We start from the raw sequence: 15,386 nt of genomic DNA on the forward strand, positions 1-15,386 counted from the left end.
GAATATCGGTTTTTTCCAGCTATAAAGAGTGATTATCCAACCCGGATTCGGTCCAAGTTTTGACTATTTTTTTATATTTATCAATAACTTGAATCAGTAACTTGAAATCGGAAAGTACAAAAATCGCCCATTTGTTCGTTTTTATGATAATTTTGCGTAAACCAACTCTAGGAACGATGAAAGACCATGGTTCACACCATTCAATCCCATCTGCTTGCGGGGGTGCCCGCGTCGCAAAGCATTGCTGCCGCACAACGGGCCCGCGATTTGAAGGCCGCCGGTCGCGACATCGTTGCCGTGACGGTAGGCGAGCCCGATTTCGCCACGCCGCCGGAAGTGATCGAAGCGGCGTTTTCCGCGGCGCGCGAGGGGCAGACAAAGTACACGCCCGTGTCTGGAACGACAGGGCTACGCCAGGCGATCGCGCGGAAGTTCCAGCAGGAAAACGCCCTCGCCTATGATCCGAGCACGGAGATCCTGGTAGGAACCGGCGCCAAGCAGGTGATTTACGACGCGCTGATCGCGACGCTGAATCCAGGCGACGAAGTCATCATCGTCGCCCCGTATTGGGTGTCTTACCCGAGCATCGCCCGGATGGCCGGCGCCACCCCGGTTTTCATCGAAGCCAGCCCGGAGCATGGTCTCGTGCCCACGGCGGCGCAGCTTGAAGCGGCGATCACGCCTCGGACGCGATGGCTCATGTTGAACTACCCCAACAACCCCAGCGGAGCGATCGCGAGCCGGGAGCAATACGCCGCGCTTGCAAAAGTGCTGGAGCGTTACCCGGACATTCTGGTGATGTCCGACGAAATTTATGAGCACATCCGGTTCGATGGCTCGGCGTTCATTTCCTTCGGAGCGATCACGCCCGAGATGCGCGAGCGCACGCTCGTGGTGAACGGTGTATCCAAGGCATTCGGCATGACCGGCTGGAGAATCGGGTATGCGGGAGGGCCGCGCGCGCTCATCGCGGCCATGACCAAGTTGCAGTCCCATGTGACCGGAGGGGCCAGCGCGGTCAGTCAGGCCGCGGCGCAGGCTGCCTTGCAGATGGATCCGGCGCTCCTGGCGCAGCGGGCCGCCACCTATGAGCAGCGCCGCGACCTGGTCTGCGGCCTGCTGGCGGCGTCGCCGGCGCTCGATGTGGTCCGGCCCAGCGGTGCATTCTATGTATTTGTCCGGGTCCGCGACACCGAAGTGCTGGGCGGGCGGCCTGTGGATGACTTCCTGCTGGATCATGGGGTCGCGGTGATTGCTGGCGAAGCATTCGGGTCGCCGGGCTGGTTCCGCATTTCTATCGCGACGCACGACGCCGACCTGCAGGCGGCGTGCACGCGTATTTTGTCCGCGTTCTCACGTTGAGCCGGGGGAGGGACCAGCCATGGCATCCGTTCAGCCTGTCAATGCCGCCATTCGGGTCATCGAGCTGCTACAGGCGATGAACCGCCAGCCGGTCTGCTCCATCCATTGGCTCTACCAGGCAACCGGAATGCCAAAACCGACCATCGTGCGCCTGATGCAGACGCTGGCATCGCGCAACATCGTCCGCCACGCTCCGCAATATGGCGCGTACATGCTGGCTTCGGAGGTCGCTTCGCTTTGCTCGGGCTATCACGGAACGCCCCGCCTGGTCGACGCCGGGGCGGCCCCCCTGGATGCGTTCACCGAGGAACATCGATGGCCAGCCGCTCTGGCGGTATTCGATCATGACGCAATGGTGGTGCGTTACAGCACCATCCCCCACTCCCCTTTGTCGCTGCATCAGTCCACGATAAACATGCGCTTGAGCCTGGCGAGCCGCGCGCTCGGCCGCGTCTATCTTGCGGCCTGCAGTCCGCAAGATCGCGCGACGATCCTGAAAATCCTGGAGGGGTCCACCGACCCGGAGGATGCGCCCGCCAAAGACGGGGCGACATTCACCACGGAGCTCGATCAGATCGCCGCCCTGGGTTATTCCCTCAGGGCGCCAGGCATTCGCCCGGTCTCCTCGACGCTCGCGGTGCCGGTCTATGACGGCGGCAGGGTTGCCGCCGCAATCGGCATGACATGGATCTCGTCGGCCTTGCAGGCGCAAGACGCCGTTCGGCGATACCTCGAACCCCTGCGGGACGTTTCGCGCGAGATCTCGGACAATCTCGGCAAGCGCGGCTCGGCGGCCATCGAAATTTCGGACAGCGGAAAGTCGTGACGGCGATGTAGGCGCGGCTCACCCTATCAGCTAGATTCTGAGCCACGCCATGCGATGTGCAGGCATAAACGTATATCAAGGGGAAAACATGTTCCGGAAAGTATTCGCGGCCCTGGCATTGGGGCTGTCCTGTTCTTCGATGACCATGGCCACTGCCGCGGCTGGCACCTGGCCAGAACGCCCCGTCACATTGATCGTGCCTTGGGCTGCTGGCGGCAGCACGGACACCTTAGCGCGGATTCTGAGTCAGGATCTCGGCAGGCGGCTGCACACCACGGTCGTCGTCGAAAATCGGCCGGGAGCCGGCGGGACGATCGGATCCTCTTACGTCGCGCGGTCTGCGGGGGATGGGTACACCTTCCTTCTGGGCGTATCCGGCGATCAGGTCAATGCCGAGTTTTTATACCCCAAGCTTCAGTACAGCCCGGAAAAGGATCTGGCTCCGGTGGGCCTGATCGCCGGCGAGGCGCTCGTCTTTGCCGCGCGCAAGGACTTCCCCGCGGACGATGTGCAGCAATTCATCGATTCCGCGAAGAAGGGCACGGTCTCTTTTGGCACTTCCGGTGTGGGGTCGACGGGCCACCTCGCCGGAGAACTTCTGAATCGAAAGATAAGTGGAAGCCTGCAGGCCGTTCCCTATAAAGGAGGGGCTCCCGCCGTGACCGACACGATGGCAGGCCACCTGGACGTCGTCATCGTCAGTCCGATTGCCGTGGTGCAGCAGATCAAAACGGGTCAACTAAAAGGCATTGCAACGACGTCTTCAGCGCGGCTTCCCGTGCTCTCTTCGGTGCCGACTTTCAAGGAATCGGGGATCGACCTTGAGGTGCACACCTGGTACATGCTGATGGCGCCCGCCAAGACGCCTGCCGACGTGATCGCGCAGATGAACGCAGCGCTGAACGAGGCCTTGGCCGACAAGGAAGTCGAATCGAAGATTGCCGAACTGGGTGCCGCGGCCAAGGGTTCCAGCCCTGTGGAATTGGCCGAATTGCTTGCTCAGGAACGCAAGCGGTGGGGCGGCCTGATCAACGAAGCAGGCTTGAAAGGCCAGAATTGACACCACAAGTCTGGCGGAGTTGCGAAGGGAGAGCGGCGAAATTTTCGCCCAGGCCCGGCACCCACAAGGCTCCGACGACCGTAATCGCGCCAATGGCATCACGATTCCCGTCTGCGGAAAGTGCTTACGCCTACAGTGCCCGCCCCCCTCTCGCGCCCCTGTCTCCTGCAATACGCTCGAACGGGTTTGTATTCGTGTCAGGCACACCCCCGCGCAGGCCAAGGCCATGAGCCGCAGCCCGCGCGCCATCGCGGACTACGACGCCAGCTTCAATCCCATCCGGCAGGCCCGATGATTGATGCCGCCGCTTACCAGCGATAGGAGACCGAGCCGATGATGCGACGCGGTTCGCCATAGAAGCAGGCAGACTGGCACACCGCGACATAACGCTTGTCCGTCAGATTGCTGGCATTGAGCGCGAAGCGCCAGGGGCCGGTGCTATAGCTCACCATCGCGTCATACAGGGTGTAGGCCGGCACCTTGCCTGTGCCATAAAGGAAGTGCGTAGTGTCGACGAAGCGCAGTCCCGCACCCACCTTCAGCCCTGCCAGGCCGAAGTCGCCAAAGCTGTAATCCGTCCACAGCGAAAACTGGTGATAAGGCACCTGCCCGACGCGCTTGCCTTCTTCTTCAGGGGCCAGCGGGCTGGCCTTGGTCGTTCTGGCATCGGTATAGGCGTAGGCGGCAATCACATTGGTATTGCGCCCGATCCTGCCGCGCGCTTCCAGCTCGACGCCGCGCGAACGCACTTCGCCGACCTGGATGTTGTAGCTGGGGTCCACCGGGTCACTGACGGAGACATTCTTGCGTTTGAGCTGGTAGACCGCGGCCGACAACATGAAGTCCGATCCCGGCGGCTGGTAGCGCAGGCCGGCCTCATATTGTTCGCCAGTCACCGGCTTGTAGCGGCCGCCCGTGCGGTCAGTTCCGCTCTCCGGCTCAAACGATTCGCTATAGCTCAGGAACGGCGCCAGGCCGTTGTCAAACAGATAGACCAGACCACCTCGCCCGGTAAACGCTCGACTTTTCTCGTCGTCGACCGGCTGGCTGACGCCGACGTTGTCGTGGCTGTTGTAGACCACCTCATCGTAGCGACCGCCCAACAACACCACGAGTCTGTCGGCGATTTTCAGTTGGTCCTGGGCATAGAAACCCAGCCGGCGATTACGGTCCGTGCTCTTGCCCTGAGTGCGATACACGTCGCCAACCGGGAAGGAATAGTCGGGATCGAAATAATCGAGAGGCTGGGCGCGCCGCTGGTCACGCGCCGTCTGATGCTTCATGCGTGTGTAGTCCACACCAACGATGGCAGTGTGTTTGAACATGCCCTCACCCAGCTTGAACTGCAAAGAAGTGTCCGCCACCACGGCTTGCGAATCATCGCTGCGGTCCAAGGCGTAGCGCGTCGTGGAGGTCCGCTCGTCGCTCCCCAGGTTATAGGTCAGCGTCTCCGGGAAGGTGCTGCGAAAATCGTAGTAGCGCACGTTATTGCGCAGGGTCACCGTATCGTTGAAAGCATGCTCGAATAGCCAGCCTGCGGTGTAGCGTTCGGCCTCATAGCTGTCATAACCCGGGGTGCCGGTGTAGCGGCTGAGCGGAATCCGGCCGTACCGCGTGCTATAGACCGTGCCTTTGGCGGGCAGGCCCAGGTTTTCGGCGGTCTCGTCTTTTTGATAATCAGCCAGCAGCGTCAAAGACGTCCGTGCGCTGGGCCGCCAGCTCAGTCCACCGGCCAGAAAGCGGCGATCGTCATCGATATAGTCCGTCGCCGTCTTGCTGTCGCGGGCGAGAAAAGTGGCGCGATACGACCAGACACCATCGTCGGTCAGGGCACCGCCAAAGTCGCCGGACATCTGCTTGCGATCAAACGACCCGTATTCCAGGTTCAATTCACGCAGTGTTTCGGTGGTGGGGCGTTTGGTCACCGTGTTGACGATGCCACCGGGTCCGCTGGCGCCATAGAGCACCGAGGACGCGCCTTTGAGCAATTCCACACGCTCCAGGCCATAGGGTTCTTGCTGGCCGTTGTAGACGTTGACCGAGTATTTGCTGCCATCGCGATACATGCTGCCGGTATAGGCGCTGACCTCAAAGCCGCGTACCAGCAACTCATCGCTCAAGCGAGTCTGTCCGGACTTGCGCCCCACCCCTGCCACATAGCCCAGCGCTTCGTTCAGATCCTGCGCTTTGATGACTTCGATTTCCTGCGCGCCGACAATGGAAATGGACTGCGGCGTTTCGATCAGCGGCGTGTCGGTTTTGGTGGCCGTGGCGCTGACGGTGGCGACATAGCCGTCCAGCGGCCCGGTGGCCGTCTGCAAAACGCCCGACACCGTGACCGGCGCCAGCGTTTGCGCATCGGTGGAGGAAGGTTTGACCACGATGGCGCCCCCTTCCGGAACCGCCTGCAGCCCGCTGCCGCTGAGCAAGCGCTGGGCGGCGTCGCGCGGCGTCAGATTGCCAGAAACAGCCGGCGCGTTTTTGCCGGCGACCAAGGCCGGCGCAAACAGCAGTTGCAGACCCGCCTGGCGCGCCAGCTCATTCAGGGCCTGGCCCAGTGGCTGCGCGGCAATCGAGAAGCTGACGCTGCGATTCGCATAGGCATCACCAGCCTGGGCCGCAGTCAGCGCCGGTGTGCCAAGGGCAAGCGCGAAGGCCAGCGTCAAGGGCGCCAGCTTGGGGTAGGAATGCCGCATGAAATGCAATCTCCGAACAGTAGCAACAAGAATCATTACTAGTGGAGTCGCATCAGCAGTCCAAACCCACACCCTGTTTCTGAAAAAAATTCGTGGCGCCGCGGATCAGCGATTGCCGACGATTTCGATGCCGTCCGGACTTCTCTGCAAGCGCACCGGCAACAGATGGGGCAAAGCCTGTGCAAAGGTCTGCGCCGCGTGCAGATCGAAGGTGCCGCCCATGCGCAAGGCGCCCACGGCGGGATCGCGCAGCGTCAGGCCGGTCGGTCCGTAGCGCTCGAATTCTGCCAATGCCTGCGACAGCGGGGTGTCGTTGAAACTGACCCTCCCCTGGCGCCAGACGGCTACGCTTTGGGCTCCCACCTGGACCACAGCATCGAGCCGGCCCTGTGCATCGGCGCTGACGCTGTCGCCAGCTCCCAGGAAGACCGACGCATCCGCAAGGCCCTGCCGCTTCGGCCCGACCCGTACCCGCCCCGACTCGACCGCGACCACGGTGCGGCCGGCATCCAGCCCGGTTTCGGTATGACGAACGGAGAAACGTGTGCCGACCACCGTTACCCGCAGCGCGCCCGCCATCACATGAAAAGGCCGGGCCGCATCCGGCTCGACCGTGAGCATGACCTGTCCCTGCCGCACGCTGACTTCGCGCCGCCCTTGATACAGCGCCACCCGGATCGAGGTGTCTGCATCCAAAGCCAAGGTACTGCCATCATCAAGCCGCACCTCGCGCAGCTCGCCGCGCGCCGTGGAGTAGCGCCGCGTATGGATCAGCCGCCCTGCCTGCGCATCCCACGCCAGCCAATGACCACCGACGACCGCAGCGGCCACGCCAGCCGCCGCCGCTGCCGGCACAAAGCGCGCTACATTCAACATCCAGGCTCGCCGCCCCGGCATGGAAGGCGGCACACCTGCGATTGCTGCCAGAGGTTGATCTGGCAAAACGGGCTCAGTGCGAGAGGTTCTGGACGGCAAACCGTCCCGCAAGCGCGCTTGGGCCGTGTCAGGCAGCGCGCGCACGGCGTCCAGGCCCGGCGCCAGATCGGCGTAGGCCTGTACGTGAGCGCTATCGGCCGCCAACCACTGTTCAAAACGATGTTGATCGTCGGCGCTCAGACCGGCTTCCTGGCGCGTGAGCCACAGGGCCGCTTCGAACGCGGCCGGATCCTCGTTGCGCAAAAACTCCTCGAGTTCGCGTTCGTCAGCATCTTGTTGTGATGGCTGATCAGCGTTCATGTCGGCCGGCTTGTGCAGCGTCATGACTGTCCTCCGACCAGAGCCTGCCCCTGCAACTGACGTTCGCAGGCGCGACAGGCCAGCCTGCCGCGGGCAATGTGCTTTTCTATCATGCTTACCGAGGTGCCCATGCGCGCTGCAATCTGCGCATAGGGCAGATCGTCGAAAACATGAAGGATAAACGCTTCGCGGCAACGCGGCGGCAAGGCTTCTATGGTGGCCAGATAGGCCGCTACGGCCTGGGCCGACGCCGCGGCGGACTCCGGCGCGTCGGCGGCCGGGGCCGTGGGCAGATCCGCCTCGTCGAGCAAGTCCAGGCTTTCATTGCCGCGCACCTGCGCACGGCGATACTGATCCACCATCACATTGCGCGCGGTTTGGAACAGCAGTGCGCGGGGTTCGGCCACGGCCTGGCTTTGCTCGACTGCCAGAAAACGTGCATAGCTTTCCTGCACGACATCGGCGGCCGCATCGCGGTCTCGCAGGGCGCGCAGGCAGAAGTTCAGCAGTTCTCGGTAATAGCGGGCGACCAAGGCAGTCCGGACATGGAAAGCCCGGCAATGAAATGCAAATAAGAATTATTACTTAAACAGAAGGGCAATGCAAAATGCGGTGGTTCGACGCCCTCCTCTCTCCACCGATTCAGACACCAGGATGAAGCGACCGGGCCTGGCGCGCCGTGAGGCGCAGGTCGTTACGGCCGCAACCCTCGCGGCGAGGCCACTCGTGGGACGACCGCGCAGGTTTGCGCGAGCAGCCCTCTTAAGTAATAATAAGATCCATTATCACTTAGACCTGTATGCGTCCTGTCGCGGACGCCGCAATCCGTCCGCCGTGCCGCAAGATCACGCCATCGCCACGCTCTATCGCGAGCATCATTCCTGGCTCCAGACCTTTCTGCGCCGCCGGCTCGGCAATGGCGCGGATGCCGCCGACCTGGCGCAGGACACCTTCGAGCGCATCCTTGCCGCGCCCGACCATATCGCACAGAAGCAGGCGGCCTGGCAGCTCGACGATCCGCGCGCCTACCTGACGGTGATCGCCAGGCGCCTGGTGAGCAACCTGTTCCGGCGCCGCTCGCTCGAGCAGGCCTACCTCGATGCGCTCGCGCTCATGCCGCAGCCGCAGGCGCCATCGGAAGAACAACGCTACATCATTCTCGAATCCCTGCAGCAGATCGACGCGATGCTGGCCGGACTGCCGGCGCGCACCCGCGCCGCCTTCCTGATGGCGCAGCTCGAGGGGCTGGCCTACGCCGAGATCGCGACAAGGCTCGCCGTGAGCGAGCGCACCATCAAACGTTATGTGGCCGAAGGGCTGGCGCGATGCATCTATCTGATGGCGTGAGCGGCGCCGCCGTGAGCGAGGCCGTGGCCCTGCAGGCCGCGCGCTGGTTCCTGTTGATGCGCTCGGGCGAGGCGTCGGCGGCGGACCAGGCACGTCTGCAGCGCTGGCGCGGCGCCGACGCCGCGCACGAGATCGCCTGGCAGCGCGCGCAGCGCCTGCAGGAACAGTTTGGTGACCTGCCGCCGGCCCTGGCGGTGCCGGTGCTCGGGCGCGGCAACTCGGTCGACCGGCGCGCGGTGCTCAAGGCCGTGGCGGCCTTGCTCATCGCGCCCTCGGCGGGCTGGCTGGCCTGGCGCACGGCGCCAGTGGGCGAGTGGCTGGCGGAGCATCGCAGCGGCACGGGCGAAACGCGCCTGGTGCGGCTGGACGACGGTACGCGGGTCTGGCTCGATACGGCCAGCGCGTTCGACGTGGCCTATGGTCCGGCCGAGCGGCTGCTGTACCTGCGTGCCGGGCGCATCCTGATCGAAACCGCGCCCGACGCGGTGCCGGAGGGCATGCCCGGTCACCGGCCCTTCGTGGTGGCCTGTGCGCACGGCCGGCTGCGTGCGCTGGGCACGCGCTTCGACGTGCGCGACACCGACACGGATCGCAGCCGGCTGGGCGTGATCCAGGGCGCCGTGGAGGTCCGGCCCGCGCAGGCGCCCGAGCTGTCCATGGTGGTGCTGGCCGGGCAGCAGGCGGCGTTCTCGTCGCGGCGCATCGATGGCCCCCGCCCGCTCGAGGGTCAGGCGGACGCCTGGGCGCAGGGCGTGCTGCGTGCGCGCGACATGCGCCTGGACGCTTTTCTCGCCGAGCTCGGGCGTTACCGGCCCGGCGTGATCCGCTGCGGCGCCGAAGTGGCGTCGCTGCGCATTTCGGGCGCGTTCCAACTGAGCGACACCGGCACGGTGCTGGACAGCCTGCCGCGCGCCTTGCCCGTGACGGTGCGCTACCGCACCCGCTATTGGGTGAGCGTGGCGGGGCGGGACGCCTGAGCGCCGCGGCCGGCGGCCGCTGTTACAACTTTGTTTGCCGAAACGTGTCCCTTTCCGGGATCTGGCGTGTGAAGGCTAGCAGGAACCCTCACAACACGACACCGGAAAGAGATCACGCATCATGGCTCATCGTCGACTCCCGCGCCGCACCGCCGGCCTTCATCCCCGCGGCCGCCTGGCCCATGCCGTTCAAGGCGCGCTGATCGCGCTTGCATGCTCGAGCGGCGCGTTGCACGCCACGGCCAGCGCGCAGACGCCTGCGACGCAGGCCGATGGCCGCCAGGCCTACCGCATCGTCGCCGGTCCGCTGGACGATGCGCTGGCCAACTTCGCGTCGGCCGCCGGCGTCAGCGTGACGGTACCGCCGCATCTCGTGCGGGGCAGGTCGTCGGCCGACGTCGACGGCCGCTACACGGTGGAAGAAGGGTTCGCCCGGGTGCTCGCGGGCTCGGGCCTGTATGTGGAGGCGGTGCCGGGCGGCGCCTACGTGGTGCATCGCCTGCCCGACGCGCAGGGCGGCGGCGTGTCGACCCTGCCCGCGGTGACCGTGACCGCGCGCGGGCTCAGCACAGAGGGCTCGCATTCGTATGCGGCGCCGGGCGCCAGCATCATGAAGTCGGCCGAATCGTTGCGCGACATTCCGCAATCGGTGACCGTGGTCACGCGCCAGCGCATGGACGACTTCAACCTGAATTCGCTCGAAGACGTGCTGTCGCAGACCACCGGTCTGAGCCTGGAGACGCTGGGCGCGGGCAACAAGTTGTTCGTGGCGCGCGGTTTCGAGATCCGCAACATGCAGGTCGATGGCGTGTCCAAGGGTTTCTGGGGCGGCACCTCGGCGATGGGCATCCAGCCCGACATGGCCATGTACGATCGCGTAGAGGTGCTGCGCGGCGCGGCCGGCCTGCTGCTCGGCAACGGCACGCCGGGCGGCACCGTGAACTTCGTGCGCAAGCGCCCGCTGGCCGAAACCTATGTGGGCGTGGAAGCCCAGGCCGGCTCCTGGGACTACTACCGCACCATGCTCGATGCCACCGGCCCGCTCAATGCCGACGGCAGCCTGCGCGCCCGCGCGGTGGCGAGCTACGAAGACCGGGGCTACTACACCAGCAAGACCGAGACGCGGCAGCCGTTTTTCTATGGCGTGCTCGAATACGACATCACGCCGCAGACGCAACTGACCCTGGGGGGACGCTATCAGCACTTCCGCAAGGACGGCGCCTACTGGTATGGCGGCCTGCCGAGTTCTACCGATGGCTCCGATCTGAAGCTCAAGCGCAGTACCTCGTTCGGCCCTTCGTGGGCCTACTACAAGGCCGAGACCCAGGAGTATTTTGCCGAGGCGCGCCACGACTTCAACGATCGCTGGACGTTCAAGGTGGCGGGCACCTACCAGAAGACGCAGCGCTCCGACAGCACGCTCTGGGTACGCGGCAACGCCGATCCGCAGACGCTGACCGGCGCCTATCTGATTGCGAGCGCAACGCCCCGTGAACAGTTGGAGACCAAGGCCATCGATGCCAACGTCACCGGCAAGTTCGATATGTTCGGCCGCAAGCACACCGTGGTGCTGGGCGCGAATCGCCTGGAAGAACTGGGCAAGAGCGCGAACGTCTATGATTTCGCCAACCGGATTCCGCTCGATTTGAGCAATCCGCACCAGGTCGGCGTGGCCGAGAAAGACCTGGAGCCCAACCTCTCCGACGAACGCACCGTGAGCCAGGGCGTGTACGGCACGTTGCGGCTGCAAGTGGCAGACCCGGTGAAGCTGGTGCTGGGCGGGCGCCTGAGCTGGTACGACTACAAAGACAGGCTCGCGCCGGGCTCGGCCTTCAAGCAGACCCGTGAATTCACACCCTATGCCGGCGTGCTGGTGGACGTGACGCGGGAGTGGACGGCCTATGCCAGCTATGCCGACATCTTCGAGCCGCAGAGCAACAACAAGACCGTTTCGGGTTCGCCGCTGCAACCGGCCATCGGTTCGAACTACGAGCTCGGCATCAAGGGCGAGCTGCTCGATGGCCGCCTGAACACCTCGCTGGCGGTGTTCTATATCCGCCAGAACGATCGCGCCATGGTCGATCCCGACAACGCCACCGGCTGCCCGGGTTCGGCGTCGGGCGGCCCGTGCTACGTCAACGGCGGCAAGGTCGAGAGCAAGGGGATCGAGACCGAGGTCAATGGCGAGATCGTGCCGGGCCTGCAAGCGTGGCTGGGCTACACCTACAACAACCAGGTGTATCTGAAAGACCGCGACAGTACCGGGCAGGCGACCAGCAACGAAGGCCAGGCATTCAGCTCGATCACGCCGCGCCATATCTTCCGCGCGGGCGCGAGCTACCGCCTGCCGGGCGACTTCAACAAGTTCACCGTCGGCGCCGGCGTCACCGCGCAGAGCAAGACCGGCTACTACAGCGGCGACATCTGGCGCCAGCAGACCGGCTACGCCATCTGGAACGCCTTCGCGCGCTACCAGATTGACCCGCGCTGGTCGTTCAGCCTGAACGTCGACAACCTGTTCGACCGCGTCTACTACACCTCGCCCGGACAGAACGTCTACGGCGAGCCCCGCAGCGCCATGCTGACCTTGCGCGGCCAGTTCTGATGCGGGCCGCGGCGCGCCTGGAGCGCCGCCGCGGCGCCCCGGAGGCACGTTCATGAAAAATGGATTCCGCCAGGTGGCGGCGTGGCTGCACACCTGGAGCGGGCTGACGGTGGGCTGGGTGCTGTTCTTCGTGTTCGTCACGGGCACGGCCGGTTATTTCCAGCACGAGATCACGCGCTGGATGCAGCCGGAGCTGCCTTATGCCGCGCCGCTGCCCACGGGCGAGGCCGCCGCCGTGGCCGACCGCGCGGCCGCGCATCTGCTCGCGCATGCGCCGCAGGCCACGCGCTGGACCATCTCGATGCCGCAATACTCGCCGGTGTCGCGCGCCTGGGAAGGCTTGTCGGTGCGCTGGGACGACATGCACGGGCCGGGCATGCGGCGCGCGCCCGCCGGCCGGGCCCGGCTCGACGCCGCCACGGGCGCCGAGCTGCCGCCGGCCGCGGCGCCGCGCGCCACCGGCGGCGGGGCGGCGCTCTACCGGTTGCATTACGAGCTGTACTACCTGCCCAAGATCTGGGGCATCCGGCTGGTGGGCGCCTGTTCGATGCTGATGCTGCTGGCCATCGTGACCGGCATCATCACGCACAAGAAGATCTTTCGCGATTTCTTCACGTTCCGCCCGGGCAAGGGGCAACGCTCGTGGCTCGACGCGCACAATGCCGTGAGCGTCATGGCGCTGCCTTTCTTCCTGATGATCACCTACAGCGGGCTGGTGTTCTTCATGTATGAGTACATGCCGTTGGGCGCCAAGGCGGTCTTTGGCGGCGACGCGGGCGAGGACGCCTACTACGCCGAGCTGTGGGGGCCGCCCGGGCCGCCTCGCGAGGCGCTCGCGCTATCGGCCTTGCCGCTGGGTCCGATGGTGCAACGCGCGGAGGCAGCCTGGGGCGCCGGGCAAGTCGGCGCGATCACCGTGGAGCGGCCGGCGGGCGGCGGCGCCGAGGTCACGCTGGCGCGCGTGCAGGGCGGCGGCATTTTGTTCTGGGGCGTGGACAAGTTGCGCTTCGATGCGCACGGCGGGGCGCCGCTGGCGCCCGAGCCCGTCTATGGCGGCGCGCCGGGTCAGACCCAGAAGGCGCTGATCAATCTGCACGAGGGGCTGTTCGCGGGGCCGGTCGGGCGCTGGCTCTATTTCGCGTCCGGCCTGCTGGGCTGCGCCATGATCGGCACGGGCTTGGTGATGTGGACCGTCAAACGGCGCCGCCACCACCTCGGCAGCGGTCGCGAATCCGCCGAACGGTTCGGGCTGAGGCTCGTGGAAGGTTTGAACGTGGCGACACTGGCCGGGCTGCCGCTGGCGCTCGCCGCCTACTTCTGGGCCAACCGGCTGCTGCCGCTGGACCTGGCTGCGCGCGCCGGCTGGGAAATGCACACCCTGTTCGCGGTCTGGCTGAGCAGCGCGTTCTATGGGCTGGCCCGTCCGACTGGCCGCGCCTGGGTCGAGCTGCTGTGGGCGTGCGCAGCCGCCTACGCGCTGGTGCCCGTCCTGAACGCGCTGACCACCGAACAGCATCTCTGGAACACGCTGGCGCGCGGCGACTGGGCCCGCGCCGGATTCGACCTGACCATGGCGAGTCTGGCCGCCGTGTTCGCCATGCTTGCACACCGGGTGGGTCACAAATTGCGCGCAAAACCGGCCGCGCCATCTCGAAGACAAAGGAACGCGCCTTGAGCGACAAAGACATTTCCCCGGCCGCGCTGCGCTGGGCCGTGGCCTCGCGCCTGCTGGCTGCCGTGCTCGGCGGCTATGCCTTCACCAGTCTCCTGACGGTGCTGCTGGCACTGATCCTGCCGATGCCGCGCGCACAGGCGGTGCTGACCGCCACCATGCTGAGCTTCGCCGTGTATGTGGGCGTGGCGCTGTGGGTGTTCAACATCCGCGGCAATGCGCGGGTCTGGATCCGCCTGGCCCAGGCGGTGACGGGTGCATCGTTGCTATGCCTGGCCCTGCTGGCGCTGGCCCCATATCGGATCCGGTAACGCGTGCATTGCGGCGTGTTGGCTGACCCATGCCTTGGACTTGCCCAGGACACGGGCCAAGTCCGCCTGGCTCATCCCTTGAGCGACCTTATGAGCGACTGAGGCCGCCCTTAGGGCGGCCTTTTCTTGGCGGGTGTTTGAAATCAGTGAACGCCAGCCGGTGAAGCCAGCGGCCTGACCGGAGGCTGTTCATGTTGAAGTGCTTGCCAGAGATCATAGTTGGCCTGCATCGCCATCCACGCCTGAGCAGTGCTTGCCCCGGCATGTTCCAGCCGGACAGCGAGGTCCGGGCTGATACCAGCTTTGCAATTGAGAACCCGGGAAAGGGCCACCCTAGACATTGCCAGCCGATCAGCAGCTTCGGTCACAGATAGCCCCAAGGGGACAATAACGTCCTCTCGGAGAATTTCGCCGGGATGCGGAGGGTTGTGCATCATGATTGGCTCCTAGTGGTAATCCTGATAATCGACCAGTTCAGCACCGGCGTCGGTAAACCGAAAGGTAACGCGCCAATTGCCGTTTACCCAGACTGACCAATGCTCCGCAAGATCGCCTTTCAACGGGTGGAGTTTGTAGCCCGGCACGTTCATATCCTGCGGTCCCTTGGCCACATCCAGCAACGCCAGAATGCGCTTGAGCTTGCTGGCATGTGCCGCCTGGATGCCTCGGGTCGAGCCGGTACGGTAGAAGGTCTCAAGACCCTTGTGGCGGAATCCGATAATCATGTTTGATTGTATCCCGTAACGATACACGACGCAATAGACGCGGGGCAACGTCGCGGCGAAAGGGACGCGCCCCGGCTGCATCCCGCCCATTCGTCCGTCGACTCGTCCGCTGCTTCTTCATGGCAAGCAACGACTGCGCCTGCTCGGCATCGACCGCGTCGGTGACGACAGCCGCGATTCGGTCCTTAGACACGTGGACGAGGTAGGACGCCATCGCGCCCGCCGCTTCCACCCTTCCACATCGAAAAGCGACCCGCCCTCCCCGACAAGCCTGCGAAGTGTCCTGCCCGCTCTGCACCCTCAGCCTTAATTCACACGCGGACAGCTTCGGGTTTGTTGTCCCATAAGCCGAGCAAAGAAAAAGGGTTAGCTCACGGTATTGAGCTAACCCTTTGATTTTCTTGGTCGGGGCGGCGGGATTCGAACTCGCGACCCTCTGCTCCCAAAGCAGATGCGCTACCAGGCTGCGCTACGCCCCGAAGGGTGGCAACTATACCAGATACTGGCCGGCCAGACCTGCGCGCCGCGGCCGCCCTTGTCGCCGCCGTCCGGCCGTCCGGCCATCCCCT

The 15,386-nt window shown here is 64.9% G+C and carries 14 protein-coding genes and 1 tRNA gene; 8 read left to right on the forward strand and 7 right to left on the reverse strand.

The genetic code is table 11. The annotated features are described in order from the left end of the window. Positions 1 to 186: 186 nt before the first annotated feature. From WHX56_RS27395 to WHX56_RS27405, 3 genes are all read left to right on the forward strand, one after another. A complete protein-coding gene (locus WHX56_RS27395; RefSeq protein WP_129241688.1) occupies positions 187 to 1,362 on the forward strand; it encodes a pyridoxal phosphate-dependent aminotransferase in 1,176 nt (391 codons plus the stop codon). 19 nt (positions 1,363 to 1,381) lie between these two features. Then, positions 1,382 to 2,188, forward strand: coding sequence for a DNA-binding transcriptional regulator (locus WHX56_RS27400; RefSeq protein WP_129241689.1), 807 nt, complete (start codon positions 1,382 to 1,384; stop codon positions 2,186 to 2,188). 88 nt (positions 2,189 to 2,276) lie between these two features. Further along, positions 2,277 to 3,248, forward strand: a complete 972-nt coding sequence (locus tag WHX56_RS27405) for a tripartite tricarboxylate transporter substrate binding protein (protein WP_338879515.1) — start codon at positions 2,277 to 2,279, stop codon at positions 3,246 to 3,248. Positions 3,249 to 3,556: 308 nt separating this feature from the next. Here WHX56_RS27405 and WHX56_RS27410 read toward each other — a convergent pair whose 3' ends face one another. The 3 genes from WHX56_RS27410 to WHX56_RS27420 all read right to left on the reverse strand — a co-directional run bounded on the left by WHX56_RS27410 (position 3,557) and on the right by WHX56_RS27420 (position 7,713). Next, positions 3,557 to 5,944, reverse strand: a complete 2,388-nt coding sequence (locus WHX56_RS27410) for a TonB-dependent siderophore receptor (protein ID WP_338879516.1) — start codon at positions 5,942 to 5,944, stop codon at positions 3,557 to 3,559. 105 nt (positions 5,945 to 6,049) lie between these two features. Then, positions 6,050 to 7,204 (reverse strand): FecR family protein, encoded by a 1,155-nt coding sequence (locus WHX56_RS27415; RefSeq protein ID WP_338879517.1) that lies wholly within the window; start codon positions 7,202 to 7,204, stop codon positions 6,050 to 6,052. Then, the gene (locus tag WHX56_RS27420; protein ID WP_129241693.1) at positions 7,201 to 7,713 is read right to left on the reverse strand and encodes an RNA polymerase sigma factor; all 513 of its coding nucleotides are present in this window, start codon (positions 7,711 to 7,713) and stop codon (positions 7,201 to 7,203) included. Before WHX56_RS27420 ends, WHX56_RS27415 begins: the two co-directional genes overlap by 4 nt. A 301-nt stretch (positions 7,714 to 8,014) precedes the next feature. Here WHX56_RS27420 and WHX56_RS27425 point away from each other — a divergent pair, with 301 nt between their 5' ends. The 5 genes from WHX56_RS27425 (at position 8,015) to WHX56_RS27445 (ending at position 14,092) form a co-directional block, all read left to right on the forward strand. Beyond that, a complete protein-coding gene (locus tag WHX56_RS27425; RefSeq protein ID WP_338879518.1) occupies positions 8,015 to 8,527 on the forward strand; it encodes a sigma-70 family RNA polymerase sigma factor in 513 nt (170 codons plus the stop codon). Further along, entirely contained in the window at positions 8,506 to 9,504 is a 999-nt protein-coding gene (locus WHX56_RS27430) for a FecR domain-containing protein (RefSeq protein WP_338879519.1), read from the forward strand. Before WHX56_RS27425 ends, WHX56_RS27430 begins: the two co-directional genes overlap by 22 nt. Before the next feature lie 121 nt (positions 9,505 to 9,625). Beyond that, positions 9,626 to 12,109: a TonB-dependent siderophore receptor gene (locus WHX56_RS27435; RefSeq protein ID WP_338879520.1), complete on the forward strand. Its 2,484-nt coding sequence runs from the start codon at positions 9,626 to 9,628 to the stop codon at positions 12,107 to 12,109. 52 nt (positions 12,110 to 12,161) lie between these two features. Further along, complete coding sequence (locus WHX56_RS27440; RefSeq protein ID WP_338879521.1) at positions 12,162 to 13,784, forward strand: PepSY-associated TM helix domain-containing protein; 1,623 nt, start codon at positions 12,162 to 12,164, stop codon at positions 13,782 to 13,784. Further along, positions 13,781 to 14,092 (forward strand): iron transporter, encoded by a 312-nt coding sequence (locus WHX56_RS27445; RefSeq protein ID WP_338879522.1) that lies wholly within the window; start codon positions 13,781 to 13,783, stop codon positions 14,090 to 14,092. The genes WHX56_RS27440 and WHX56_RS27445 overlap by 4 nt, the downstream gene beginning before the upstream one ends. Here WHX56_RS27445 and WHX56_RS27450 read toward each other — a convergent pair. From WHX56_RS27450 to WHX56_RS27465, 4 genes are all read right to left on the reverse strand, one after another. Then, entirely contained in the window at positions 14,048 to 14,167 is a 120-nt protein-coding gene (locus WHX56_RS27450) for a KorB domain-containing protein (protein WP_338879523.1), read from the reverse strand. The two genes, WHX56_RS27445 and WHX56_RS27450, sit on opposite strands and share 45 nt — an antisense overlap. Before the next feature lie 68 nt (positions 14,168 to 14,235). Beyond that, positions 14,236 to 14,526 carry a HigA family addiction module antitoxin gene (locus WHX56_RS27455; RefSeq protein ID WP_338881846.1) on the reverse strand — a complete coding sequence of 97 codons (291 nt, stop codon included), beginning with the start codon at positions 14,524 to 14,526 and terminating at the stop codon, positions 14,236 to 14,238. Between the two features lie 12 nt (positions 14,527 to 14,538). Then, entirely contained in the window at positions 14,539 to 14,817 is a 279-nt protein-coding gene (locus WHX56_RS27460; RefSeq protein WP_338879524.1) for a type II toxin-antitoxin system RelE/ParE family toxin, read from the reverse strand. Positions 14,818 to 15,219: 402 nt separating this feature from the next. After that, positions 15,220 to 15,296 (reverse strand) — tRNA-Pro (locus tag WHX56_RS27465). Positions 15,297 to 15,386 lie beyond the last annotated feature (90 nt).

This window comes from Achromobacter veterisilvae (genome assembly GCF_037619525.1).
Classification (GTDB): Bacteria; Pseudomonadota; Gammaproteobacteria; order Burkholderiales; family Burkholderiaceae_B; genus Achromobacter; species Achromobacter veterisilvae.

Coding starts and splice junctions, on each gene's coding strand:
- WHX56_RS27450 (WP_338879523.1), bottom strand. CDS start 14,167: ATGAGCCAGGCGGACTTGGCCCGTGTCCTGGGCAAGTCCAAGGCATGG.
- WHX56_RS27410 (WP_338879516.1), bottom strand. CDS start 5,944: ATGCGGCATTCCTACCCCAAGCTGGCGCCCTTGACGCTGGCCTTCGCG.
- WHX56_RS27460 (WP_338879524.1), bottom strand. CDS start 14,817: ATGATTATCGGATTCCGCCACAAGGGTCTTGAGACCTTCTACCGTACC.
- WHX56_RS27415 (WP_338879517.1), bottom strand. CDS start 7,204: ATGACGCTGCACAAGCCGGCCGACATGAACGCTGATCAGCCATCACAA.
- WHX56_RS27435 (WP_338879520.1), top strand. CDS start 9,626: ATGGCTCATCGTCGACTCCCGCGCCGCACCGCCGGCCTTCATCCCCGC.
- WHX56_RS27400 (WP_129241689.1), top strand. CDS start 1,382: ATGGCATCCGTTCAGCCTGTCAATGCCGCCATTCGGGTCATCGAGCTG.
- WHX56_RS27395 (WP_129241688.1), top strand. CDS start 187: ATGGTTCACACCATTCAATCCCATCTGCTTGCGGGGGTGCCCGCGTCG.
- WHX56_RS27430 (WP_338879519.1), top strand. CDS start 8,506: ATGCATCTATCTGATGGCGTGAGCGGCGCCGCCGTGAGCGAGGCCGTG.
- WHX56_RS27455 (WP_338881846.1), bottom strand. CDS start 14,526: ATGCACAACCCTCCGCATCCCGGCGAAATTCTCCGAGAGGACGTTATT.
- WHX56_RS27440 (WP_338879521.1), top strand. CDS start 12,162: ATGAAAAATGGATTCCGCCAGGTGGCGGCGTGGCTGCACACCTGGAGC.
- WHX56_RS27405 (WP_338879515.1), top strand. CDS start 2,277: ATGTTCCGGAAAGTATTCGCGGCCCTGGCATTGGGGCTGTCCTGTTCT.